Genomic DNA, 22,325 nt, shown 5'->3' with positions numbered 1-22,325 from the left:
CCCTTCATCAGCTGTTTTCTCAGCGAAAGCTGGCTGAAAGCTTCCCCGTCTAGGATCGCCTCCACTGCCGGCAACAGACCGGCTGTTAACAACAACAATGGTGATTCCCGATGTCCGCTCGTACCCGCCTGTTCGCTCCAACTCCACCCGTACGCCTCGTGCCTTTCGTTCTGCGCTGACCGCCACTCGGTCCGCCATTCCCTAGCCGCGCTACGCCTGGAGTATTCCTATGCTGACTTTCCTTGGCTTTGCCATGGTCATCACGTTCATGTTCCTGATCATGACCAAGCGCCTGTCCGCGCTGATCGCCTTGATCATCGTGCCGATCCTGTTCGCGCTGTTCGGCGGTTTCGCACCGAAGATCGGCCCGATGATGCTCGAAGGCATCACCAAGCTTGCGCCAACCGGCGTGATGCTGATGTTCGCCATCCTCTATTTTGCCTTGATGATCGACTCCGGCCTGTTCGACCCGGCCGTGCGCAAGATCCTCAAGATGGTCAAGGGCGACCCGCTCAAGGTGTCAGTCGGCACCGCCGTGCTGGCCCTGGTGGTATCTCTGGACGGTGACGGTGCCACCACCTACATGATCTGCGTCGCGGCCATGCTGCCGCTGTACCAGCGCATCGGCATGAGCCCACGGATCATGGCCGGCCTGATCATTCTCGCCGGTGGCGTGATGAACATGACCCCCTGGGGCGGCCCGACCGCGCGCGCCGCCAGTGCGCTGCATGTAGACCCGTCGGACATCTTCGTACCGATGATCCCGGCCATGGCCGCCGGTGTGGTGGCGATCCTGGTGATTGCCTACATGTACGGCAAGCGCGAGCGTGCACGCCTGGGTGAATTGCACCTGCAGGGCGACGAGATCGACCACAGCGAAATCAGCGTGTCGCAATTCCCCGACGCCCGCCGTCCGAAATTGATCTGGTTCAACGGCGCCCTGACCCTGGCGTTGATGTGCACCTTGATTGCCGGCCTGTTGCCGCTGCCGGTGCTGTTCATGGTGGCGTTCAGTATCGCCATGATCGTCAACTACCCGTGCCTGCAGCAGCAGAAGGACCGCGTCGCGGCTCACGCCGGTAGCGTATTGGCGGTGGTGGGTTTGATCTTCGCCGCCGGTATCTTCACGGGCATCCTGTCGGGCACCGGCATGGTCGACGCCATGTCCAAGAGCCTGCTGGCAGTCATCCCCGAAGCCATGGGCCCTTACCTGGCGGTGATCACCGCGCTGGTGAGCATGCCGTTCACCTTCTTCATGTCCAACGATGCGTTCTACTACGGCGTACTGCCGGTACTGGCCGAAGCTGCCAGCCATTACGGCATCACCGCGGTGGAAATGGCGCGGGCGTCGATCGTCGGGCAACCCGTGCATTTGCTGAGCCCACTGGTACCCTCGACGTACTTGCTGGTTGCCCTGGCGGGTATCGAATTCGGCGATCACCAGCGCTTCACGCTCAAGTGGGCAGTGCTGGTGTGCCTGTGCATAATGTTCGCCGCATTGCTGATGGGGATTTTTCCGCTGTTCAGCACTCTATAATCGTACCGACTCACTCACCGCGCGGCGCTACAGCTTGCGCGGTTAACACTTGCTCAAAGGAATACACATGGAATGGCTGACCAATCCGGAAATCTGGATTGCCTTCTTCACCCTGACGGCCCTTGAGATCGTCCTGGGCATCGATAACATCATCATGATTTCGATCCTGGTCAGCCGCATGCCCAAGCATATGCAGGCACGCACTCGGATCTTCGGCCTGGCGTTGGCCATGGTCACGCGCATCCTGTTGCTGCTGTCGATCACCTGGGTCATGCAACTGACCGCCGACCTTTTCGTGGTGTTTGGCCAGGGCATCTCCGGTCGCGACCTGATCCTGTTCTTCGGTGGTCTGTTCCTGCTGTGGAAAAGCTCCCAGGAGATGTACCACGCCCTGGAAGGTGAAGATGAAACCCAGGACGAGCCCAAAGGCGCCGGTGGCAAATTCATCTACACCATTATCCAGATCGCCATCATCGACATCGTGTTCTCCCTGGACTCGGTAATTACCGCCGTCGGCATGGTTTCCCACGTGCCGGTGATGGTTGCCGCCATCGTCGTTGCGGTATTGGTGATGATGCTGGCTGCCGGCACGATCAGCGAATTCATCGACAAGCACCCGTCGCTGAAAATGCTGGCGCTGTCGTTCCTGCTGGTAGTGGGTACCGTGCTGATCGCTGAATCCTTCGACGTGCACGTACCAAAAGGCTACGTCTACTTCGCCATGGCGTTCTCGCTGGCGGTGGAAGCGGTGAACATCAAGATGCGTACGGCCATCGCGAAAAAGAAGAAACAGCAGGACCCAGTGAAACTGCGCAAGGACATTCCGGGTCAGTAAATTTGACCCTCGAGTGATCGTTCCCACGCTCCGCGTGGGAATGCCCTCTCGGACGCTCCGCGTCCGCAAAGTGACGCAGAGCGTCACAGGATGCGTTCCCACGCCAAGCGTGGGGAACGATCTTCATGACAGTTTTGTTTCAATCCCAAGTTTAGCTATGCGATGCTGGCGCAGAGCCCATTCGCCAACTACAGCTTAGGTACAAGACGTAGAGCGGCACGCGGTAACTTTCCTTCGCTCCTTTTGGAGCGCACCCACACGGGGGGCCGAGCATGCTGACCTTGCTCAATCTGCTTTCCGCCGTGACCCTGCTTATCTGGGGCACGCATATCGTCCGAACCGGCATCCTGCGGGTCTACGGTTCTAATTTGCGCCAAGTCATCGGGCAGAACATGTCCAAGCGCTGGCTGGCATTTGTCGCCGGTATCCTGGTGACGGCCATGGTGCAAAGCAGTAACGCCACCGCGATGCTGGTGACTTCGTTCGTCGGCCAAGGGCTGATGAGCCTCACGCCGGCCTTGGCCACCATGCTTGGCGCCGACGTCGGTACGGCCTTGATGGCGCGGGTGCTGACGTTCGATTTGTCCTGGCTGTCGCCGCTGCTGATCTTCCTCGGGGTGATTTTCTTCCTGTCGCGCAAACAGACGCGGGCAGGGCAGTTGGGCCGGGTCGGGATCGGCCTGGGCCTGATCATCCTCGCCCTGCAATTGATCGTCGAAGCGGCCGGGCCCATTACCCATGCCCAGGGCGTGAAAGTCATCTTCGCTTCGCTGACCGGCGATATCTTGCTGGACGCCCTGGTCGGCGCGCTGTTCGCGATGATTTCCTACTCCAGCCTCGCTGCGGTATTGCTCACTGCCACCCTGGCCGGTGCCGGCGTGATCGGCTTGCACGTGGCCATCGGCCTGGTGATCGGCGCCAACATCGGCAGCGGCGTGCTGGCCTTTCTCAGCACCAGCATGCAAAACACTGCCGGTCGCCAAGTGGCCCTGGGCAGCCTGTTGTACAAATTGATCGGTCTGTTGCTGATCATTCCAGTGCTTGACCCACTCGTGGGCTGGATGGACGGCCTGGACTACAGCGTTCAGGGCATGGTCATCACCTTCCACCTGCTCTACAACGTCAGCCGCTGCCTGATCCTGTTACCCACCATCGGGCCCATGGCACGCCTGTGCGAATGGCTGCTGCCGGAACGCCCTGAAACCAATGGCAAGGCCAAGCCACGCCATCTGGACCTGGCCTCATTGAATACCCCAAGCCTGGCCCTGGCGAACGCCGCCCGCGAAACCCTGCGCCTGGGTGACTTGATCGACAATATGCTCACTTCGATGCAGGAAGTGCTGCGCGGCAACCAAACCGCCGTTACCCAAGAAGTGCGCAGCCTGAGCGATGACGTCGAAGCGCTCTACAGCGCGATCAAACTCTACCTGGCGCAAATGCCTCGGGAAGACCTGAGTGAACAAGACAACCGCCGCTGGGCCGAGATCATCGAGCTGTCGATCAACTTGAAATTGGCGGGTGACCTGATCGAACGCATGCTGCGCAAGGTCCAGCAACAGAAGACCTCGCAGCGCCGGCAATTTTCCGAAGTGGGCCTGGAAGAACTCAGCGGCCTGCACAGCCAGTTGATCGCCAACCTGCGCCTGGGCCTGTCGGTGTTTCTCAGCGGCGACCCGGAAAGCGCTCGCCAATTACTGCGTGAAAAGCGCCGCTTCCGCGCCCAGGAACGCCGCCTGGCACACGCCCATGTCAGCCGCCTGCAGCGCAAGATCGTGCAGAGCCTGGAAACCAGTTCCCTGCACTTGGAGCTGATTGCCGACATGAAACGCTTGAACTCGTTGTTTTGCAGCAGTGCTTATGTAGTGTTGGAAACGTCCGACACCGGCGCGCTATCCGCCGAAAGTATTGCCGACATCACCCATTCGCCCTGAACGTACGCCCGCGAGCGAAGTCAGTTAACAATGGACCTCATTCGCCAGGAAGCTTGTTATGCGTCGCCTGTTACTCGCCTGCCTGCTCTTGGGCTCGGCCCACACCTTTGCCTTTGACCGCCTGCAAGTCGAGGGCTACACCTTGCCCAACGGCCTGCAACTGCTGCTCAAACCGGGCACCGAGCGTGGGCACGTGGCTATTCGCCTGGTGGTTGGGGTGGGCCTGGACGACTTCGGTTGCGAAGAAAAAGAACTGCCGCACTTGTTCGAGCACTTGCTGTTCAGCGGTATCGACGGCGGCGGCGAAGGCGACCTCGAAGACCGCATGCAAGCCCTGGGCGGCGAGTGGAACGCCTACACCAGCAACGCCGACACCACCTTCGTGATCGAGGCGCCCGCGCAGAACCAACGCAAGGTGCTGGACCTGCTGCTGGCCATCCTCACGCGCACGCAACTGACCGACGCCCATATCAATGCCGCCAAACAGGTGGTGGAGCGCGAAGACGGCGGCCATTACTCACACTTGCAACGCCTGCTGGATCGCCAAGACCTCGGTCACAGCGCCAGCAACCAATTGGCCGTGGAGTTGGGCCTCAAGTGCGCCGAACGCGCCGAGGTCAGCCACCTGAGCCGCGACCAGTTGGAGAAGCTGCGCAAAGCATGGTACGCGCCGAACAACATGACCCTGATCGTCGTCGGCGATCTCGACAAACTGCTGCCCGCCTACCTGGAACGCACCTATGGGCAACTCGACCCCGTGGAGCCGAGCGAACATCGCCCCCTCCCCGAAATCCAGCACACCGCCGCCAGCCACCGCGACCTGATCCGCGGTTGGGTGGGCGATGGCGCCAAGCTGCACTGGCTGTTCCCCGAGCCCGTATTGGACGACCAGCATGATGAAACCTACAACCTGCTCAAGGACTACCTCGACTGGGCGCTGTACCGGCAGCTGCGCCTCAAGCACGGTTTGTCCTACGGCCCATGGGTAGAACGCGAAGTGCTCGGCGGCGTTGGGTTCCTCAGCCTGAATGCCGACCTTGAGCGGGAAAACCTCCCTGAAGCCGAGCAAGTTTTGCAAGACCTCAAGGCCCAACTGCTCAAGGACGGCCTCGACCCAGCAGTATTTACGCGCCTGCAACAGGCCGCTATTGCCCGCCAGGCTTGGGCGGTGCAGGGCAACAGTGCGCTGGCCGACTATTACTGGAGTGCTGCCGGTGACTACAGCAACGGGCGTTTCAGCGACCCGGTCAAACGCATCAAGGCCGTGAGCCTGGCGCAAACCAACCAGGCCATGCGCGAAGCGTTCCAGCAGCCGGGCTACTGGCGCATCGAAAAACCGCTGTTGAGTTATGACGCCTTGACCTGGATCGGCGCGGGCGCGATGGGCCTGATCATCATCGGTTTGATCGGCCTGAGGCTTTATCGCAAACCTGTTGAGTAATGACGCACAGAATATCGGGCTAAGGCGTTATTCTGTCTGAGATTTTTCCCACAACCAGTGAACCGCCCATGCCGAACTTGCCGCCCCTTATCCAGCGCGTTATAGAACTGATCAAGCGCTACCCAGGGGTGATTGCACTCGGCGGTTTCATCTCGGGGGTGGGCAGCTTCATTCTGGTAGACCGCCAGCAGGGCATGGCCAGTTGGATCGCGGTGATCATGCTGGTGAGCTGGTTGTGGCTGATGCTGGAGAACAGCTTTACGCAACTGTTCACCAAGGTTTTCAATCGCGAGATCCCTGAACCGCTGCTGCGCTACGCCACCCAGATGATCCACCAGGAAAGTCTGTTTTTCGTGCTGCCCTTCTTTTTCGTCACCACCGCCTGGAACAGCGGCCAATCGCTGTTTACCGGCCTGCTCGGCGCGGCGGCGCTGGTGTCGATCATCGACCCGCTGTATTACAAGTGGCTGGCGCCCAAACGCTCGCTGTTCCTGGCCCTGCACACCCTGACCCTGTTCGCCGCGCTGCTCACCGCACTGCCGATCATCATGCACCTGACCACCGCCCAGAGCTACAAACTGGCGTTGGGTGTAGCCATGGTCTTGTCGATCCCGAGCCTGGCCGTCAGCCTGCCGCTGCGCAGCCTCAAGGGCTGGGCGATGCTGCTGGGGGTAACGGCCGCCATCGGCTGCGCCGGCTGGTTCCTGCGCAGTTGGGTACCGCCCGCCACCCTGTGGATGACCGAAGTCGCCATCAGCACCCAACTGCAAGACCGCACGCCGGGCGACGATCTCAAGCAAGTCACCGCCGCCCAACTGCGCAGCGGTGGGCTGTATGCGTACACCGCGATCAATGCGCCACGCGGGCTGGATGAGCGGATCTACCATGTGTGGAAATTCAACGGCCAGGAAGTCGACCGCATTGCCCTGGACATCCATGGTGGGCGCAAGGAAGGCTATCGCGCCTGGACCCACAAGCAGAATTTCCCAGGTGACGCCGTGGGGCGCTGGCAGGTGCAGGTGCTCACCGAAGACGGCCAGGTCATCGGCGTTCTGCGCTTCAAGGTGATAGACACAGCACAAGCGGACAACCCAAAGTAAGCCGGATCGTGCTATTACGTAGCAATTGTGGATAGCCAAACAAGCTCGGAGCTTATGACCACTCGCACGACGGCCGGCGCGGCCCATCTTGATACGTCCAGTACCCCGCCTTCGCTACGGATTACCGGCGACTGGACGCTGGCCCACTACGCCCACCTGAAGAAGCTGTCGGCCACGCTCGACGGCCAATACGACGCCGGCGCCCGCATTGACCTCAACGGCCTCGGTGCGCTGGATACCGCCGGCGCCTCGTTGCTGGTGGAATTGCTGGGCCCTGCGCGCATCGAACACTCTGCCGAACAGACCGATTGCACCCTGGCAGCCGCCGACCGGGCACTGCTCAAGACCGTCTACCGCTCCCTGAATGACTTTTGCGTACCGATCAAAGAGCCGGAAGAGGCCGCCGGCATTCAAGTCTTGGCCCGCATCGGCCGCGCAGTAGACACGGTCTGGCAAGACGCAATGAAGCTGCTGGGCTTTATCGGCCTGATCCTCGAAACCTTCGCCCGCGGCATTTGGCGGCCCAAGCGCTGGCGCCTGACGCCCATGGTCGCCCACATCGAACAGACGGGCCTGGATGCGGCGCCTATTGTCGCGCTGCTGACCTTTCTGGTGGGCGCCGTCGTGGCCTTCCTCGGCGCCACCGTGCTCAAGAGCTTCGGCGCGACGATCTTTACCGTGGACCTGGTGGCGTTCTCCTTCCTGCGCGAATTCGGCGTGTTGCTTACCGCAATCCTCATCGCCGGGCGTACCGCCAGTGCGTTCACCGCGCAAATCGGCTCCATGAAGGCCAAAGAAGAAATCGATGCCATCCGCACCCTGGGCCTGGACCCCATGGAGCTGTTGGTATTGCCCCGCGTGCTGGCGCTGCTGGTGGCGTTGCCGATGCTGACCTTCCTGGCGATGCTCTCGGGGATCGTCGGCGGCGGTGTGGTGTGTGCGGTGGCCCTGGATATTTCACCGGCGATGTTTCTTTCGCTGTTGCAATCGGACATTGGCGTCCAACACTTTCTGGTGGGCATGGTGAAGGCGCCGATCTTTGCCTTTTTGATCGCGGCCATTGGCTGCCTGGAAGGGTTTAAAGTCAGCGGCAGTGCCGAGTCGGTCGGCGCGCACACCACGTCGAGCGTGGTGCAATCGATCTTTGTGGTGATCGTGCTGGATGCGGTCGCGGCGATGTTTTTCATGGAGATGGGCTGGTGAGTCGTCTACACCGTGCGCCCACTGAGGCGGTGATTGAAGTGCGTGGCCTGTGCAATCGCTTTGGCAGCCAAAGCGTGCACGAGAACCTCGACCTGGATTTGTACAAGGGCGAGATCCTGGCGGTGGTGGGTGGCTCTGGCAGCGGTAAATCCGTGTTGTTGCGCAGCATCGTTGGCCTGCGTCGCCCCAGTGAAGGCGAAGTACGGGTGTTCGGCAAAAACCTGCCGAGCCTGCCTGAACATGAACGCTCACTGGTGGAGCGCCGCTTTGGCGTGCTGTTCCAGAAAGGCGCGCTGTTTTCCTCGCTGACGGTGACCGAAAACGTGGCCCTGCCATTGATCGAGCATGCCGGACTCAGCCGCGCCGATGCCGAGCACTTGGCGGCGGTGAAGCTGGCCCTGGCAGGGTTGCCGCTGTCGGCGGCCGACAAATACCCGGCCTCGTTATCCGGCGGCATGATCAAGCGTGCAGCCCTGGCCCGCGCACTGGCCTTGGACCCGGACATCCTGTTCCTGGACGAACCTACCGCCGGTCTCGACCCGATTGGCGCGGCGCAATTCGACCAACTGATCCTCACCCTGCGCGATGCGCTGGGCTTGAGTGTGTTCCTGGTCACCCACGACCTCGACACGCTGTACACCATCACCGACCGTGTGGCGGTGCTGGCGCAGAAGAAAGTGCTGGTGGCCGACGCCATCGATGTCGTTTCGGAAACGAACGACGCCTGGATTCACGAATATTTCCACGGCCCCCGGGGCCGCGCGGCATTGGATGCCGCTCAATCGCTCAACGAGGTATGACATGGAAACCCGAGCCCATCATGTGATGATCGGACTGTTCAGCGTAATTGTGGTGGTCGGCGCGATGCTGTTCGGCCTGTGGCTGGCCAAGTCCAGCGTCGATACCGCCTTCCAGGATTACGAAGTGATCTTCAACGAGGCGGTCAGCGGCCTGTCCCAGGGCAGTGCGGTGCAGTACAGCGGCATCAAGGTGGGCGACGTGATCAGCCTGCGCCTGGACCCCAAGGACCCGCGCCGCGTCCTGGCTCGCATCCGCCTGGCCGGGCAAACGCCGATCAAGGAAGACACCCAAGCCAAACTGGCCCTGACCGGTATCACCGGTACCTCGATCATCCAGCTCAGTGGCGGCACCCCGCAGAGCCCGGAGCTCAAGGGCAAGGACGGCAACCTGCCGGAAATCATCGCATCGCCATCGCCTATCGCGCGCCTGCTCAATAACAGCAACGACCTGATGACCAGCGTCAACCTGCTGCTGCACAACGCCAACCACCTGTTCTCGCGGGAAAACGTCGAACGCCTGAGCAACACCCTGGACAACCTGCAACAAACCACCGGCGCCATTGCCGAGCAACGCGGCGACATCAAGGTGGTGATGCAGCAATTGATGCAAGTGAGCAAACAGGCCGGCGCGGCGCTGGAGCAAACCACCGTATTGATGCGCAACGCCAATGGATTGCTCAGCGAACAAGGCAAGCAAGCCTTCGGCAGCGCCGAGCAGGCGATGAAATCCCTGGAGCAAAGCACCGCCACCATCAATACCTTGCTGACCAATAACCAGGACTCGGTAAACAGCGGCATGCAGGGCCTCAACGAACTGGCACCAGCCGTGCGCGAGCTGCGTGAAACCCTCGGCTCGCTGCGCGCCATCTCTCGCCGCCTGGAAGCCAACCCCAGTGGTTACCTGCTGGGCAGCGATAAGAACAAGGAGTTCACGCCATGAAGCGTGCTTACCACATGATCGTCCCTATGGCCCTGGCACTGGTCAGCGCCTGCTCGATCCTACCCAAGCCGGACCCTTCGGACGTGTACCGCCTGGCGTCCGCCCAACCGGCCAGCCGAGGCACGCCGGTGAGTTGGTCGCTGCGCGTGACCAAGCCACAGACCAGCGAGTTTCTCGACAGGCCGCGCATCGCCGTGGTGCCAGATGGCAACTTGATCAGCAACTATGCGAACTCACGCTGGAGCGACCCGGCGCCGGTGCTGCTGCGTAATCGCCTGCTGGATGGCTTCCAGCGCGACGGGCGCGTGACATTGTTGAGCACTGACGAGACCAACCTGCAAGCCGACTATGAACTGGGCGGGCAGTTGCAGGCGTTTCAGAGCGAGTATCGGGGCAAGGCGGTGGAGGTGGTGATTCGTCTCGACGCGCGATTGGTGCGTGGACGTGATCAACGGATTATCGCCAGCCGTCGTTTCGAAGTGAGGCAGCCGGTGGGTGACGCCAAGGTGCCTGCGGTGGTGGCTGCTTTTGGCCAGGCCGGGGATCAGTTGAATAAGCAGGTGGTGGATTGGGTAGTACAACAGGGTAATGCTGCGCCGAAAAAATGATTCCACCGCCCTGTAGGAGCGAGCTTGCTCGCGAAAAACCTGAGACCGCCTCGGGGAGCCTGATGCCCCGCGTCATCGTTAACGTTTTTCGCGAGCAAGCTCGCTCCTACAGGGGGGCGGCTCATGCTTAACCGAAGAACCAGTAGCACACCGAAATAGCCGCCACTACACCAGCAAACTCCGCGAACAACGCACACCCCACCGCGTGCCGCGCCCGCTGGATGCCTACCGAGCCAAAGTACACCGCCAGCACATAAAACGTGGTTTCCGTACTGCCCTGAATCGTCGCCGCCACCAACGCCGGGAAGCTGTCCACACCCTGGGTCTGCATGGTCTCGATCAGCATCGCCCGCGCTGCACTGCCAGAGAACGGCTTGACCATCGCGGTCGGCAGCGCGTCGACAAAGCGCGTATCCAGGCCCGTCCAGGCCACCACATGGCGAATCCCTTCAAGGCCGAACTCCAAGGCCCCCGAGGCACGCAACACGCCAACCGCACACAGCATCGCCACCAGATAGGGCAACAGGTTCTTGGCTACGTCGAAGCCTTCCTTGGCGCCTTCCACAAAGGCCTCGTACACCTTGACCTTGCGCAACGCGCCGATCACCAGGAACAGCATGATCAGCCCAAACAGCGTGAGATTGCCCAGGATCGACGACAAACCGGCCAGCGCCGTGGCGGACAGGGTCGCCAGCAGCGCCATAAAGCCGCCCAGCAGCAACGCGCCGGGGATCAGATAGGCCAGCACCACCGGGTCCCACAGCCGCAGGCGCTGCATGACTGCCACCGACAGCAGGCCCACCAGCGTCGACGCGCTGGTGGCCAGCAGGATCGGCAGGAACACCAGCGTCGGGTCCGCGGCGCCTTGCTGGGCGCGGTACATGAAGATAGTCACCGGCAACAGCGTCAGCGAGGACGCGTTGAGCACCAGAAACAGGATCTGAGCGTTGGTTGCCGTATTGGGGATGGGGTTGAGCTCTTGCAGCGCCTTCATGGCTTTCAGGCCGATGGGCGTTGCGGCGTTATCCAGGCCCAGGCCGTTGGCGGCAAAGTTGAGGGTGATCAAACCGATCGCGGGGTGCCCGGCCGGCACTTCCGGCATCAGGCGGCGAAACAGCGGGCCGAGGGCCTTGGCCAGCCAATCGACGATCCCGGCTTTTTCGGCAATCCGCAGAAAGCCCAGCCATAACGTCAGGGTACCGAACAGCAGCACCATGACTTCCACCGACAATTTGGCCATGGCGAAAATGCTTTCGACCATCGCCGCGAAGATCCCTGCATTACCGCCCACCAGCCATTGCGCCAGTGCTGACACCATTGCCACGACAAAGAAGCCAAGCCACAGGCCATTGAGCATCAGATAAGTCCCCCGAAAGATGGGGCGAATGATAACGGGGCTGGCAGAAACGACAAACCCCGGAATTCTCCGGGGTTTGTTTTCGATCAATCTGTAATCAGCTACGGGTGGCCTGTGCCGTAGGCAGAGCTTCCTTGCTGCGCCAGTGCGGCAAGGAATTCCAGTAGCGCTCGCCCTTGGCATCGTCGTACATGCCTTCCCAACGGGAGATAACCAGTACAGCCAAGGCGTTACCGATCACGTTGAGGGCGGTACGCGCCATGTCCATCACACGGTCGACACCGGCGATAAACGCCAAGCCTTCCAGCGGGATGCCCACGCTGCCCAGCGTCGCCAGCAATACCACGAAGGACACGCCCGGCACGCCAGCGATACCTTTGGAGGTCACCATCAGGGTCAGTACCAGCATCAGTTGCTGGCCGATCGACAGGTCGATGCCATACAGCTGGGCAATGAAGATTGCCGCAATGCTCTGGTACAGGGTCGAACCGTCGAGGTTGAACGAATAACCGGTCGGCACCACGAAGCTGCAGATCGCTTTCGGCGCGCCGTAGGCTTCCATCTTTTCGATCACACGCGGCAGCACAGTTTCGGAGCTGGCGGTGGAGTAAGCCAATACCAACTCATCCTTGAAGATGCGGATCAGCTTGAGGATCGAGAAGCCGAACAGGCGGGCGATCAAACCCAGGACCGCGAAGGCGAAGAACAGGATCGCGACGTAAACCAGGATCACCAGCTTGGCCAGCGGCAGCAGCGAGGCGAAGCCGAAGTTGGCGACCGTCACCGCGATCAGCGCGAATACACCGATAGGCGCGTACTTCATGATCATGTGGGTGACTTTGAACATGCTCTCGGACACGCCCTGGAACATGGTCACCAGCGGCTCGCGCAGCTCAGGCTTGAGGCTCGACAGGCCCAGGCCGAACAACACCGAGAAGAAGATGATCGGCAGCATCTCGCCACGGGCAACAGCGGCGAAGATGTTCGAAGGGATCAGGTTGAGGATGGTCTCGATGAACGCATGTTCATGCTGCACTTCGGCAGCAGTCGCCTGGTACTTGGAGATATCGACGGTACCCAGGGTACTCATGTCGATGCCAGCGCCTGGGTGGAACAGGTTGGCGAGCAACAGGCCCACCACGATGGCGATGGTGGTGACGATTTCGAAGTAAAGAATGGTTTTGACGCCGATACGACCGAGCTTTTTCGCGTCGCCTACACCGGCAATACCGACGATCAGCGAAGAAATCACAATCGGGATCACGATCATCTTGATCAGGCGGATAAAGATATCGCCCGCCGGCTGCAACACATTGCTGATCCACCAGGCCTTTTCAGCACTGAAATGGTTGAGCACTGCACCGATTGCAATGCCCAGTACCAAACCGATGAGGATCTGCCAGGCGAGGCTTAGCTTTGCCTTCTTCATGTCATTACCCTTGCTTCAAGTGGACTTACGGCAAATGCGCCAGCTGCAACGCTCGAAAGCGAAAAAGTGTGTGCATCTGCCTCCATGGAAGGTCACCGCAGCGTGGCCGAAATGGCTTACTGGCAGGCGAAAAAAGGCGCAACTATTCCCATGCAAGGGAGCGACGTCTAATGCCGTAAACGCCTACCCTATGCCGAATCGGCATGGCTTTTTTTGAAAATATTTGTCCAAACGGTCAGTTCGTATCCGCCATTCAGGCGGGTGAATATGCCGTCAAGCAGCCAAATCAGGCTCGCGCAGAGATACTGGACGACTTGAATTGATTGGCAGAAATGTCTGAGAAATCCACCACCTAGCGCCAGAAAGATCCTATAGCGCGGATGAAAAATTCTCGATAGATGGTCGCGCCGACATACCCGGTAATGGTTAGCCAGCGGCAAAAAGCAAAACTGCGGCTATGGGCGGCATGAAGTGCGGGAATGAGAGTCATAAGCCCGCCGCAAGTTCAGCAAGCTTGAGGTCTTGTGAACTTGCGTCGCAGCTTTTCGCCTGACCCGGCCCTTGCGCAGGTACTCCCTGTACCCGTAGGTCACGCCGATCCTGATCGATCAGAGCAACCCGACCCCCTGGTCATGCATCGCTCAAGGAGCGATGCAAACAGAAAGAAGCACAAGGGCTTCTTTCTATGGACGCCGGCTCCGTCAGACGGAACCTAGTACCAATTCGGATCTTTCTTGAGCTGCTCCATCAGCAGCTTTTGCATACCCTCGTCCGGCTTACCGATAAAACGGTAATCGGCGTGCCGCGTCGGGGACTTGTCCGCCGGCAAACCGGCCGGTACTTCCACCAACATGGCGTAGGCATCTTCCTTGTCGAGGCTGAAGGCAACGATCAGGCGCTTGTTCAGGCAGGTGTCTGCAGTTTCGCAGAGCGGCCCGACCAAGTACTTGTCGCCATCTTCCTCAACGGCATTCATTTGCTCGGCCGTGCCCGACAGGTTCATCACCCACTCGGGCAGGCGCTCTTCTTTCTTCACCACGTCTTGCCAGGTTTCACGGTACTGCGGATCCGCGCTGAGCAATTCGTTAGCCCGGGATTGGCCGTCATTGGCGGCCAAAGCCAAGCCGCTACCGCCCAACAGCAGGGCGGCAGCAAGGGCTTTAAAAGGCAGGTTGGCCATATTCAACCTCGGCCTTTGCGACCAAAGAAGAACGAAGCGATGAACATCACCAGGAAGACCACAAACAGGATCTTGGCGATGCCGGTAGCGGTGCCAGCGATACCACCGAAGCCCAGGACTGCAGCCACAATGGCGATGATCAGAAATGTGATTGCCCAACTCAACATGGTGATTCTCCTTATGCTTCTATAGGGGTAACAGCGGTGATGCCGTGCAGCCGCTCAACACAAGCGACGTTTTTTGCCTAGAACACCCAACGGTCATGGGCCGGCAGTTCGTCCAGGGTGGAACCCTGATCTACCAGGCTCAGTTGCGGGGCAGTCACATCGGCGCTGGCGCTGCCAATGGAACGGAAATGGGTCTGGGTCATGGCAGGACGTTCAAATTGCGGGGCTGGCTGCGCGCGCTCTTGCCAATGCTGCAACTGCTGGCCGGCAATCAACGTGACCATCAAGGCCAGGCTGGCAAACAGGCCCTGCTGCAAGCGCAGCGGCGATACACGCAATTGGCTGAGGCTTTGGCGAGTCATACTGCATTGCTCCCGCATTCTGATTATTCGTTCATGACGCTCTTGGGGGAGATATTGCAGAGTGCATGCCAGCTTTATTGCAAAATAAAACTCAATAAAATCAAAGAGTTATACTTGCCCGATAGAATCATCGCCTAGCATCCTGCACGATGCCTGCGTGCAGGCCGTGCGAAATGCACGACGGCAAGTGGTCGGAACCAGACACCCAGCGCACACATCGAAGGATCGAAGGGCGAACGGAAGGGAAAATGCGCTCAGACGACGTCTGTAGGAAGGCGCGCAGATAGCTGCGCGAAGAAGCCTTTTATGAATCAGAATAAACCATGCAACTTGCCCGATTATTCCGGGACTAAACACCATCACATTTATAGTTAAGGAGTGCGGGACAGATGGAATCAGCCAAGGAACTTCAAGGCCGCATTCTTTTAGTGGATGACGAATCTGCGATCCTGCGCACCTTCCGCTATTGCCTGGAAGATGAAGGCTATACCGTCGCCACCGCGAACAGTGCCGCCCAGGCCGATGCCCTGATGCAGCGTCAGGTGTTCGACCTGTGCTTCCTCGACCTGCGCCTGGGCGAGGACAATGGCCTGGACGTGCTGGCCCAGATGCGCGTGCAGGCACCGTGGATGCGCGTGGTGATTGTGACCGCCCATTCGGCCGTGGATACCGCCGTGGACGCCATCCAGGCTGGCGCCGCCGACTACCTGGTCAAACCTTGCAGCCCAGACCAGCTGCGCCTGGCCACCGCCAAGCAACTGGAGGTGCGTCAGCTCTCGGCGCGGCTGGAAGCGCTGGAAGGCGAAGTGCGCCAGCCTAAAGACGGCCTGGACTCCCATAGCCCGGCAATGATGGTGGTGTTGGAAACCGCGCGGCAGGTGGCCGGGACAGACGCCAACATCTTGATTCTCGGCGAATCCGGTACCGGTAAAGGTGAGTTGGCCCGGGCGATACACGGCTGGAGCAAACGCTCGAAGAAGTCCTGCGTGACCATCAACTGCCCGTCTTTGACTGCCGAACTGATGGAAAGCGAACTGTTCGGCCACAGCCGCGGCGCATTCACCGGCGCCAGCGAAAGCACCTTGGGCCGAGTGAACCAAGCGGACGGCGGTACGCTGTTTCTCGACGAGATCGGCGATTTCCCCCTCACGTTGCAACCCAAGTTGCTGCGGTTTATCCAAGACAAAGAGTATGAGCGGGTGGGCGACCCGGTCACCCGCCGCGCCGATGTGCGCATCCTCGCAGCCACCAACCTGAACCTGGAAGACATGGTGCGCGATGGCCGCTTCCGTGAAGACTTGCTCTACCGCCTGAATGTCATCACCTTGCACTTGCCGCCGCTGCGCGAACGCAGTGAAGACATCCTGACCCTGGCCGACCGCTTCCTTGCCCGCTTCGTCAAGGAATACGCACGCCCGGCGCGCGGCTTCAGTGATAATGCCCGCGAAGCGCTTCTCAACTATCGCTGGCCCGGCAATATCCGCGAACTGCGTAACGTGGTGGAACGCGCCAGCATCATCTGCCCTCAGGAGAAGGTGGAGATCAGCCACCTGGGGATGGCCGAGCAACCGGCCAACAATGCACCGCGTATCGGCGCGGCTTTGAGCCTGGATGAGCTGGAGAAAGCCCATATCGGCGCCGTACTTGCGACCAGCGACACACTGGACCAAGCGGCCCGCACACTCGGCATCGATGCGTCGACGCTGTACCGCAAACGCAAGCAGTACAACCTTTGAACAGGACCTTATGAAGCTCGCGATGAAACTGCGCACCCGGTTATTCCTGAGCATCTCAGCGCTGATCACCGTGGCTTTGCTAGGGTTGATCCTGGGCTTGGTCAGCGTCATGCAAATGGCCAAAACCCAGGAATCGCTGATCCGCAGTAACTTCATCACCCTGGACCTGGGGCTCAAGTTGCGTCAGAGCCTGGGCGACCAGTTGATCATGATGCTGGAGAAGCGCCCCGACCCGGACGCCCTGCAAGCCTCCAAGCAGCATTATTTCGACCTGTTGGACCAAGGCATCGCCCATGAGCAGATAGACGGCAAAAACCATGGCTTCAGCCAGGCGCGCTCCGATTACCAGAAGCTGCTGGAAGCGTTTGACCAATCCCAACAGGCATCACCGCCCGCAGGCAGCAAAGAAAAGCTGACTGAAACCTTCAACATATTGCGTAACGGCCTGATCGCCGATCACAAGCGGGCGCTGGAAAATATCAGTACCAGCGAGCATAAATCCCGCGAACGAGCGCTGTTGATTGCCGGCCTGCTCGGCCTGGTAGGGCTCGCGGTGCTGATCATCGGTTTCGTCACGGCCCATGGCATCGCCCGGCGTTTCGGCGGCCCCATCGAGGCGCTGGCCAAGGCCGCCGACAAGATCGGGCAGGGCGATTTCGAAGTCACCTTGCCGATCTCCTCCGCAGCGGAAATGAACCTGTTGACCCGCCGTTTCGGCATCATGGCCGAAGCATTGCGCCAACATCAGGCCACTAACATCGATGAGCTGCTGGCCGGCCAACAGCGCCTGCAAGCGGTGCTCGACAGTATCGATGACGGCCTGTTGATGATTGATCGCCAAGGCTGCCTGGAGCACCTCAACCCTGTGGCGCAGCGCCAATTGGGCTGGGATGAGGAGCGGCTGGGTCAAGGCCTTGGCGAAGCCATGGGTCGCGCAGAAATGGATGAACAGCTGCAACTGGTGCTGCGCGGCGGCAACCTGGAGCGGGCCCCGGATGATCTGGAGGTGGAAGTCGAGGGTGAATTGCGCCTGCTGACCTACAGCCTGACCCCGGTCAGCCATACCCAGGGGCATATTCTCGGGGCCGTGATGGTGCTGCATGACGTGACTGAACAGCGCGCTTTCGAGCGGGTGCGCAGCGAGTTCGTGTTGCGCGCCTCCCATGAGCTGCGCACGCCGGTTACCGGCATGCACATGGCCTTCGGCTTGTTCCGTGAGCGAGCCAAGTTCCCACCGGACTCCCGCGAGGCGGACCTGCTGGATACGGTCAATGAAGAGATGCAGCGCCTGATGCAGTTGATCAACGACCTGCTCAACTTCTCGCGCTACCAGAACGGCCTGCAAAAACTCACCCTGGGTACGTGCGATGTCACCGACTTGCTGGAGCACGCACGGGCTCGATTTGCTGAGCCTGCGAACGCCCAGCACATTGAGTTGCTGGTGGAAGCCCAACCTGAGTTGCCACGGCTATATGCCGACCAAGTGCAACTGGAGCGGGTGCTCGACAACCTGCTGGGCAATGCCCTGCGCCACACCGCCGAAGGCGGGCAGATCCGCCTGCAGGCACGACGCCATGGCGAGCGGGTGATTATCAGCGTCGAGGATAACGGCGAAGGCATTGCCTACGGCCAGCAGGGGCGGATCTTCGAACCCTTTGTGCAGGTGGGCCGCAAGAAAGGTGGGGCGGGCCTGGGCTTGGCACTGTGCAAGGAGATCGTGCAATTGCACGGCGGCCGCATGGGCGTGTACTCACGGCCGGGGCAGGGTACGCAGTTCTATATGGCATTACCCCTTTAGGAGCGAGCTTGCTCGCGAAAAACGTCAACGATAACGCTGTGCTGTCAGGCAGCCCGCGTCGTCTATGCGTTATTCGCGAGCAAGCTCGCTCCTACATTATTATTTTTACACCATCAGCGGTGATTCAAGGCGCGCAGGATTGCGGCGCTTTCAGCATCCGGGGTGCCGTCAAACAATGACGGGCGGAAACGCATCTGGAATGCGGCGATGACGTGCCGCGTGGCCACATCCAGCTCACCAGTCTGCGGCGTCTGGTAGCCCAGGCGCGCCAGCTCTTCCTGGAACCAGGTAATGCTCGGCAACTGCGCGGCGTACTGCACCTGAAACCGGGCCACTGCCTGGGCATCCGGCCACACGGCCAGACCTTCTGCCGCTAAGCGCTTCCAAGGGAACAACGGGCCTGGGTCCAGCTTGCGCAGTGGGGCGATGTCGCTGTGCCCGATGATGTTCTTGGGGTCGATGCCGTTGCGCTTGCTGATGTCCTTGAGCAGCACGATCAGCGACTGCACCTGCGCTTCGGAATACGGGTACCACACACGCCCCGTCGGCGTATCGGTGAACCCTGGGTTGACGATCTCGATGCCGATGGAGCTGGAGTTGAGCCATGTGCGCCCCATCCACTCGCTTTCCCCCGCGTGCCAGGCGCGCTGGCTTTCATCCACCAGCTTGTAGATGGTGCCGGAGGCGTCGTCGCCGATCAGGTAATGGCTGCTGACCTGGCCATGGGTCAACAGCGCCAGGGAACGTTCGAGGTTGGTCGAGGTGTAATGCACCACAACGAACTGCACGCGGTTGTCGTGGTTGACCGAGGGATGGCTGGTGTTCAGGCGCGGACCACTGGTGCAGCCGGCGAGCAGAAGAAACGCTAAAGCGATATACAAGGATTTCATGGCGAGAGGCAGTACACTGAAAGACGATAATGCAACAGTGTAACGTACGACTCACGGCCAGGCGGTCAAATTACAAAATGGAACATCTTTTATGCCGCCTGCACCTGATTACGCCCCGCGGCCTTTGCCCTGTAGAGCGCTTCATCGGCACGCTTGAGCGCCAGGTCACTGCGCTCGCCGGGTTGAAACTGCGCCACGCCCATGGACACCGTGATCGTTACCCGCTCACCCTTGAAGTGGAACGGGCACGCTGCGATAGCCTCACGCAATACTTCACCTACTGCCAAGGCCTCCGCCAAGGCCGAGTCGGGCATGAGCAGCACAAACTCTTCACCCCCAAAACGCGCGATGAAGTCCGTCGGCCGCAGGCGCTTGCTCAGCACATTGGCGATGATCTTCAAGACTTTGTCCCCTGCCAGGTGACCGTAACCGTCGTTGATGCGCTTGAAGTGGTCCAGGTCGAGCATGGCCAGCGACAGGCTGTTACCGCGCTGATGCCAGGCGTTGACTTCGTAATCGAGGCGTTCGCTCCACGCCGCACGGTTGGGCAAGCCGGTGAGCGGATCGATCAAGGCCTTCTGGCGCTGCACCTCCAGGTGCTCGCGGTAGCCCTGGGCCTCCTGCTCCATATGGGCCACGCGTTCAGCCAGGCCTTTTAAACGTGCGGCCACTTCCTGTTCGCGCAGGTCACGCTGCTGCTGGTGTTCGTCCATGGTACCGAGCAAGCCTTCAAGGTGGCTTTCGAGCACCTGCTTGAGGCTGTCCAGGTCGGCGGCGTCCTGCACGCTGCTTTGCAGGCCATCGACCTGCTCACGAATCTGCGTGTCCAACTCCCGCGCAGCCAGGCTGCTATCGGCGTGGCCCTCGCTGGCGACCTGCAGATGGCCCTGGAATGCCTCGAGACGCTCGTTGAGCTGCTTGAGGTAAGCCTCAAACTCATGCTGGCCACTGTCGGTGATCGCCAGCATCAGCACCGCCAGGTCATCGAGGATCGGCAGCAGTTCGTACCAGTTCAAGCCATGGGCGAGACGCTCACGCATCGCCTCGGCCTGGGGTTGATGGCGTTCGGGCAGGGAAAGATCTTCCAGCAGGCCGAGCAAAGTGCCTTCAATGTGCTTGGCCACCGAGCTGTAGGACGGTTCAGGTGAATCGGGCAGGGCGTAGGTGCCGTCTGGTTGCAGTTCGTCGGGCTCGGGACCTTCCAGCACGGGGGGCAATGAAAGGCTGCCGATGGTGGTCTCATTCGGCGTTTCAACTGGAACCGGCGGCGGCTCGATAAAGGCGGCGAGTGCGCTTTCGTGAGCAGGCTCCGCAACTGGCGGCACCTGCACGTCGGGCTCAGGTAATTGCGCAGACGCAATCGACGGCAGCTCTGGAGCGTCGAATACCGGCGTTTCGCTGGCGACCTCTTGCTCTTCGGCCGCTGCAACAGGCGCAGGCTTCAAGGGCGGCAACGGCGCAAAGGCACGTAAGGCTTGGGTCAATTCTTCTGATTGCGCAGGTTCTTCCGGCTCGAGCACGGGTTTGGGCGCTGCGGGTTTTGGCGCTGCCGATTGCGCTGCCGGCAGTGGCTCGGCATCAACCGCAAGCGCTTCGCTGGCGGCTTCTTTACTGCCGAACAGGCGTTGCAACAGGCCCGGCCCTGGGCGTGTGGTTTCGCCATCCGGCTCCAGATTATTCAGCGCCTGCCCCTGCAGGCTGCTCAGCTCACTGAGTAGCAGGGGTATCTCCCGCGCTTGCGCCACGCGACCATCGAGTTGCTTGGCGAAGGTTTTCAGCGGGCGAGCCACTTCGCGGGGCAGCGGCAGCTTTTGCAACTGGGTGACCAAGGCGGTGAGCGCGGTGCTGATCTGGTCGACGCGGGTTTCGCGGCGCTGCTCCGAATCCAGCACGGCCTTTTCCAGACGCGGCAGTAAAGCGGCGAGGGCAGCATCCATGTCGTCCGTGCGCACGACATCGCGCATTTCCTTCATGCATTGATCGACGGCGCGGTCGGTGCCTTCAGCGGCCAGCGTGCTGCGCACCAGCCCGCGGCGCAGCAAATCGAGGCGGGCGGCCCAGCGGCGTTCGAGTTTGTCTTGTTGCTCGATGCTCTGAAGGTACTTCTCTTTCCAGCGCTGGGCGTCGTCGCTCATGCAAGGGGTCCGCGAGGGCCTGGGCTCAACGCGGGTAATGCATCAGCCGTGAGCGAACCCGGCAGACGAATCTCTACCGCGACCGGCAGGTGATCGGAAATGGGCTGCGCCAGCACCTGCACACTTTCCAGTGTGAGGCTTGGGCTGAGCAGGATATGGTCAAGACAGCGCTGCGGGCGCCAGCTGGGAAACGTGGCTTCGACTTGCGGGGCCAGTAACCCCAGGTCGCGCAGCGGAGAATTCTGCAGCAGGTCGTTGGCATGGGTGTTCATGTCACCCATGAGCACCTGGTGCTTGTAGTTGCCAATCAATTCACGCACGTAGGCCAACTGCAGGTTGCGCGTACGCCCCCCGAGGGCCAGGTGCATCATCACCACCACCAAGGCTTCCGGGCCTTCGCCAAAACGCACAAGGATCGCCCCGCGGCCTTTGGGGCCTGGCAAGGGGTGATCTTCAATGGCAGTGGGTTTGAGACGGCTGAGCACGCCGTTGCTGTGCTGTGCCAGGCGCCCTAGATTACGGTTGAGTTGCTGATACCAGTACGGAAAAGCCCCCAACTGAGCCAGGTGTTCCACCTGGTTGATATAGCCGGAGCGCAGGCTGCCGCCGTCGGCTTCCTGCAGGGCGACCAAGTCGAAGTCGCTGAGCAGGTCGCCGATTTTCTGCAAGTTACCGGTACGCCCCTTGTGGGGCAGCAGGTGCTGCCAGCCACGCGTGAGGTAGTGCCGATACTTCTCGGTACTGTTGCCCACCTGGATATTGAAGCTGAGCAGGCGCAAGCGGCTATCTGCCGGCAGGCCCGTGGACTCCAGGTGATGCTCGTTGACCTGCGGTTCATGCAGGCCAACGACACGCTCGGTACCCCAGCGGCGCATG

General features: G+C 60.6%; 19 protein-coding genes and 1 pseudogene. 11 read left to right on the top strand and 9 right to left on the bottom strand.

The annotated features are described in order from the left end of the window. The first annotated feature begins 229 nt into the window (after nt 1-229). The 9 genes from ACWHXD_RS00510 to ACWHXD_RS00470 all read left to right on the top strand — a co-directional run bounded on the left by ACWHXD_RS00510 (nt 230) and on the right by ACWHXD_RS00470 (nt 10,395). Nucleotides 230-1,537, top strand: coding sequence for a CitMHS family transporter (locus ACWHXD_RS00510; protein WP_003187405.1), 1,308 nt, complete (start codon nt 230-232; stop codon nt 1,535-1,537). Nucleotides 1,538-1,604: 67 nt separating this feature from the next. Continuing rightward, nucleotides 1,605-2,372 (top strand): TerC family protein, encoded by a 768-nt coding sequence (locus tag ACWHXD_RS00505; RefSeq protein ID WP_003187403.1) that lies wholly within the window; start codon nt 1,605-1,607, stop codon nt 2,370-2,372. A 272-nt stretch (nt 2,373-2,644) separates the two neighbouring features. After that, on the top strand, nt 2,645-4,303 hold the full coding sequence (locus ACWHXD_RS00500) for a Na/Pi cotransporter family protein (protein WP_032894280.1): 1,659 nt from the start codon (nt 2,645-2,647) through the stop codon (nt 4,301-4,303). 58 nt (nt 4,304-4,361) lie between these two features. Beyond that, the gene (locus ACWHXD_RS00495) at nt 4,362-5,744 is read left to right on the top strand and encodes a M16 family metallopeptidase (protein WP_138762500.1); all 1,383 of its coding nucleotides are present in this window, start codon (nt 4,362-4,364) and stop codon (nt 5,742-5,744) included. A 68-nt stretch (nt 5,745-5,812) separates the two neighbouring features. After that, a complete protein-coding gene (locus tag ACWHXD_RS00490; protein ID WP_003187399.1) occupies nt 5,813-6,844 on the top strand; it encodes a DUF5924 family protein in 1,032 nt (343 codons plus the stop codon). Nucleotides 6,845-6,898: 54 nt separating this feature from the next. Further along, on the top strand, nt 6,899-8,047 hold the full coding sequence (locus ACWHXD_RS00485; RefSeq protein WP_499083422.1) for an ABC transporter permease: 1,149 nt from the start codon (nt 6,899-6,901) through the stop codon (nt 8,045-8,047). Then, nucleotides 8,044-8,847, top strand: a complete 804-nt coding sequence (locus tag ACWHXD_RS00480) for an ABC transporter ATP-binding protein (RefSeq protein WP_003187395.1) — start codon at nt 8,044-8,046, stop codon at nt 8,845-8,847. The genes ACWHXD_RS00485 and ACWHXD_RS00480 overlap by 4 nt, the downstream gene beginning before the upstream one ends. A gap of 1 nt (nt 8,848) precedes the next feature. Further along, nucleotides 8,849-9,787 carry an MlaD family protein gene (locus tag ACWHXD_RS00475; RefSeq protein WP_056790601.1) on the top strand — a complete coding sequence of 313 codons (939 nt, stop codon included), beginning with the start codon at nt 8,849-8,851 and terminating at the stop codon, nt 9,785-9,787. After that, entirely contained in the window at nt 9,784-10,395 is a 612-nt protein-coding gene (locus ACWHXD_RS00470) for an ABC-type transport auxiliary lipoprotein family protein (protein ID WP_138762501.1), read from the top strand. The genes ACWHXD_RS00475 and ACWHXD_RS00470 overlap by 4 nt, the downstream gene beginning before the upstream one ends. 11 nt (nt 10,396-10,406) lie before the next feature. Here the strand turns inward: ACWHXD_RS00470 and ACWHXD_RS00465 are convergent. The 6 genes and pseudogenes from ACWHXD_RS00465 to ACWHXD_RS00440 form a co-directional block, all read right to left on the bottom strand. Beyond that, a pseudogene (locus ACWHXD_RS00465) lies at nt 10,407-10,520 on the bottom strand (outer membrane lipoprotein carrier protein LolA); the annotation flags it as partial. Between the two features lie 2 nt (nt 10,521-10,522). Next, complete coding sequence (locus ACWHXD_RS00460) at nt 10,523-11,752, bottom strand: nucleoside recognition domain-containing protein (RefSeq protein WP_032894295.1); 1,230 nt, start codon at nt 11,750-11,752, stop codon at nt 10,523-10,525. 97 nt (nt 11,753-11,849) lie between these two features. Next, nucleotides 11,850-13,181: a glutamate/aspartate:proton symporter GltP gene (gene gltP / locus ACWHXD_RS00455; RefSeq protein ID WP_003187390.1), complete on the bottom strand. Its 1,332-nt coding sequence runs from the start codon at nt 13,179-13,181 to the stop codon at nt 11,850-11,852. Nucleotides 13,182-13,893: 712 nt separating this feature from the next. After that, on the bottom strand, nt 13,894-14,361 hold the full coding sequence (locus ACWHXD_RS00450; RefSeq protein ID WP_032894297.1) for an inhibitor of vertebrate lysozyme family protein: 468 nt from the start codon (nt 14,359-14,361) through the stop codon (nt 13,894-13,896). A gap of 2 nt (nt 14,362-14,363) precedes the next feature. After that, nucleotides 14,364-14,528 (bottom strand): DUF1328 domain-containing protein, encoded by a 165-nt coding sequence (locus ACWHXD_RS00445; protein WP_003187386.1) that lies wholly within the window; start codon nt 14,526-14,528, stop codon nt 14,364-14,366. A 77-nt stretch (nt 14,529-14,605) separates the two neighbouring features. Further along, entirely contained in the window at nt 14,606-14,890 is a 285-nt protein-coding gene (locus ACWHXD_RS00440; protein WP_003187385.1) for a hypothetical protein, read from the bottom strand. Between the two features lie 389 nt (nt 14,891-15,279). Between ACWHXD_RS00440 and algB the strand changes: the two genes are divergently transcribed. Both algB and ACWHXD_RS00430 read left to right on the top strand, forming a co-directional pair. Then, nucleotides 15,280-16,626, top strand: coding sequence for a sigma-54-dependent response regulator transcription factor AlgB (algB, locus tag ACWHXD_RS00435; protein WP_003187383.1), 1,347 nt, complete (start codon nt 15,280-15,282; stop codon nt 16,624-16,626). Nucleotides 16,627-16,636: 10 nt separating this feature from the next. Beyond that, nucleotides 16,637-18,424 (top strand): ATP-binding protein, encoded by a 1,788-nt coding sequence (locus ACWHXD_RS00430; protein ID WP_032894300.1) that lies wholly within the window; start codon nt 16,637-16,639, stop codon nt 18,422-18,424. A gap of 113 nt (nt 18,425-18,537) precedes the next feature. Here ACWHXD_RS00430 and ACWHXD_RS00425 read toward each other — a convergent pair whose 3' ends face one another. The 3 genes from ACWHXD_RS00425 to ACWHXD_RS00415 all read right to left on the bottom strand — a co-directional run bounded on the left by ACWHXD_RS00425 (nt 18,538) and on the right by ACWHXD_RS00415 (nt 22,324). Beyond that, nucleotides 18,538-19,314 (bottom strand): N-acetylmuramoyl-L-alanine amidase, encoded by a 777-nt coding sequence (locus ACWHXD_RS00425; protein ID WP_032894301.1) that lies wholly within the window; start codon nt 19,312-19,314, stop codon nt 18,538-18,540. Between the two features lie 89 nt (nt 19,315-19,403). Then, nucleotides 19,404-21,449: a GGDEF domain-containing protein gene (locus tag ACWHXD_RS00420; RefSeq protein ID WP_138762502.1), complete on the bottom strand. Its 2,046-nt coding sequence runs from the start codon at nt 21,447-21,449 to the stop codon at nt 19,404-19,406. Further along, a complete protein-coding gene (locus ACWHXD_RS00415; RefSeq protein WP_003187377.1) occupies nt 21,446-22,324 on the bottom strand; it encodes an endonuclease/exonuclease/phosphatase family protein in 879 nt (292 codons plus the stop codon). Before ACWHXD_RS00415 ends, ACWHXD_RS00420 begins: the two co-directional genes overlap by 4 nt. Between the last annotated feature and the right edge of the window lies 1 nt (nt 22,325).

Source organism: Pseudomonas fjordensis, assembly GCF_976987115.1.
The sequence above is the reverse complement of the archived record's forward strand: the minus strand, read 5'-3'. Positions and strand labels throughout refer to the sequence as shown.

Bases quoted from the DNA above. Each gene is read 5' to 3' on its own strand.
- ACWHXD_RS00510 (WP_003187405.1), top strand. From the start codon at position 230: ATGCTGACTTTCCTTGGCTTTGCCATGGTCATCACGTTCATGTTCCTG.
- ACWHXD_RS00420 (WP_138762502.1), bottom strand. From the start codon at position 21,449: ATGAGCGACGACGCCCAGCGCTGGAAAGAGAAGTACCTTCAGAGCATC.
- ACWHXD_RS00450 (WP_032894297.1), bottom strand. From the start codon at position 14,361: ATGGCCAACCTGCCTTTTAAAGCCCTTGCTGCCGCCCTGCTGTTGGGC.
- ACWHXD_RS00460 (WP_032894295.1), bottom strand. From the start codon at position 11,752: ATGCTCAATGGCCTGTGGCTTGGCTTCTTTGTCGTGGCAATGGTGTCA.
- algB (WP_003187383.1), top strand. From the start codon at position 15,280: ATGGAATCAGCCAAGGAACTTCAAGGCCGCATTCTTTTAGTGGATGAC.
- ACWHXD_RS00485 (WP_499083422.1), top strand. From the start codon at position 6,899: ATGACCACTCGCACGACGGCCGGCGCGGCCCATCTTGATACGTCCAGT.
- ACWHXD_RS00430 (WP_032894300.1), top strand. From the start codon at position 16,637: ATGAAGCTCGCGATGAAACTGCGCACCCGGTTATTCCTGAGCATCTCA.
- ACWHXD_RS00440 (WP_003187385.1), bottom strand. From the start codon at position 14,890: ATGACTCGCCAAAGCCTCAGCCAATTGCGTGTATCGCCGCTGCGCTTG.
- ACWHXD_RS00470 (WP_138762501.1), top strand. From the start codon at position 9,784: ATGAAGCGTGCTTACCACATGATCGTCCCTATGGCCCTGGCACTGGTC.
- gltP (WP_003187390.1), bottom strand. From the start codon at position 13,181: ATGAAGAAGGCAAAGCTAAGCCTCGCCTGGCAGATCCTCATCGGTTTG.
- ACWHXD_RS00500 (WP_032894280.1), top strand. From the start codon at position 2,645: ATGCTGACCTTGCTCAATCTGCTTTCCGCCGTGACCCTGCTTATCTGG.
- ACWHXD_RS00495 (WP_138762500.1), top strand. From the start codon at position 4,362: ATGCGTCGCCTGTTACTCGCCTGCCTGCTCTTGGGCTCGGCCCACACC.
- ACWHXD_RS00425 (WP_032894301.1), bottom strand. From the start codon at position 19,314: ATGAAATCCTTGTATATCGCTTTAGCGTTTCTTCTGCTCGCCGGCTGC.
- ACWHXD_RS00445 (WP_003187386.1), bottom strand. From the start codon at position 14,528: ATGTTGAGTTGGGCAATCACATTTCTGATCATCGCCATTGTGGCTGCA.
- ACWHXD_RS00475 (WP_056790601.1), top strand. From the start codon at position 8,849: ATGGAAACCCGAGCCCATCATGTGATGATCGGACTGTTCAGCGTAATT.
- ACWHXD_RS00490 (WP_003187399.1), top strand. From the start codon at position 5,813: ATGCCGAACTTGCCGCCCCTTATCCAGCGCGTTATAGAACTGATCAAG.
- ACWHXD_RS00505 (WP_003187403.1), top strand. From the start codon at position 1,605: ATGGAATGGCTGACCAATCCGGAAATCTGGATTGCCTTCTTCACCCTG.
- ACWHXD_RS00415 (WP_003187377.1), bottom strand. From the start codon at position 22,324: ATGCGCCGCTGGGGTACCGAGCGTGTCGTTGGCCTGCATGAACCGCAG.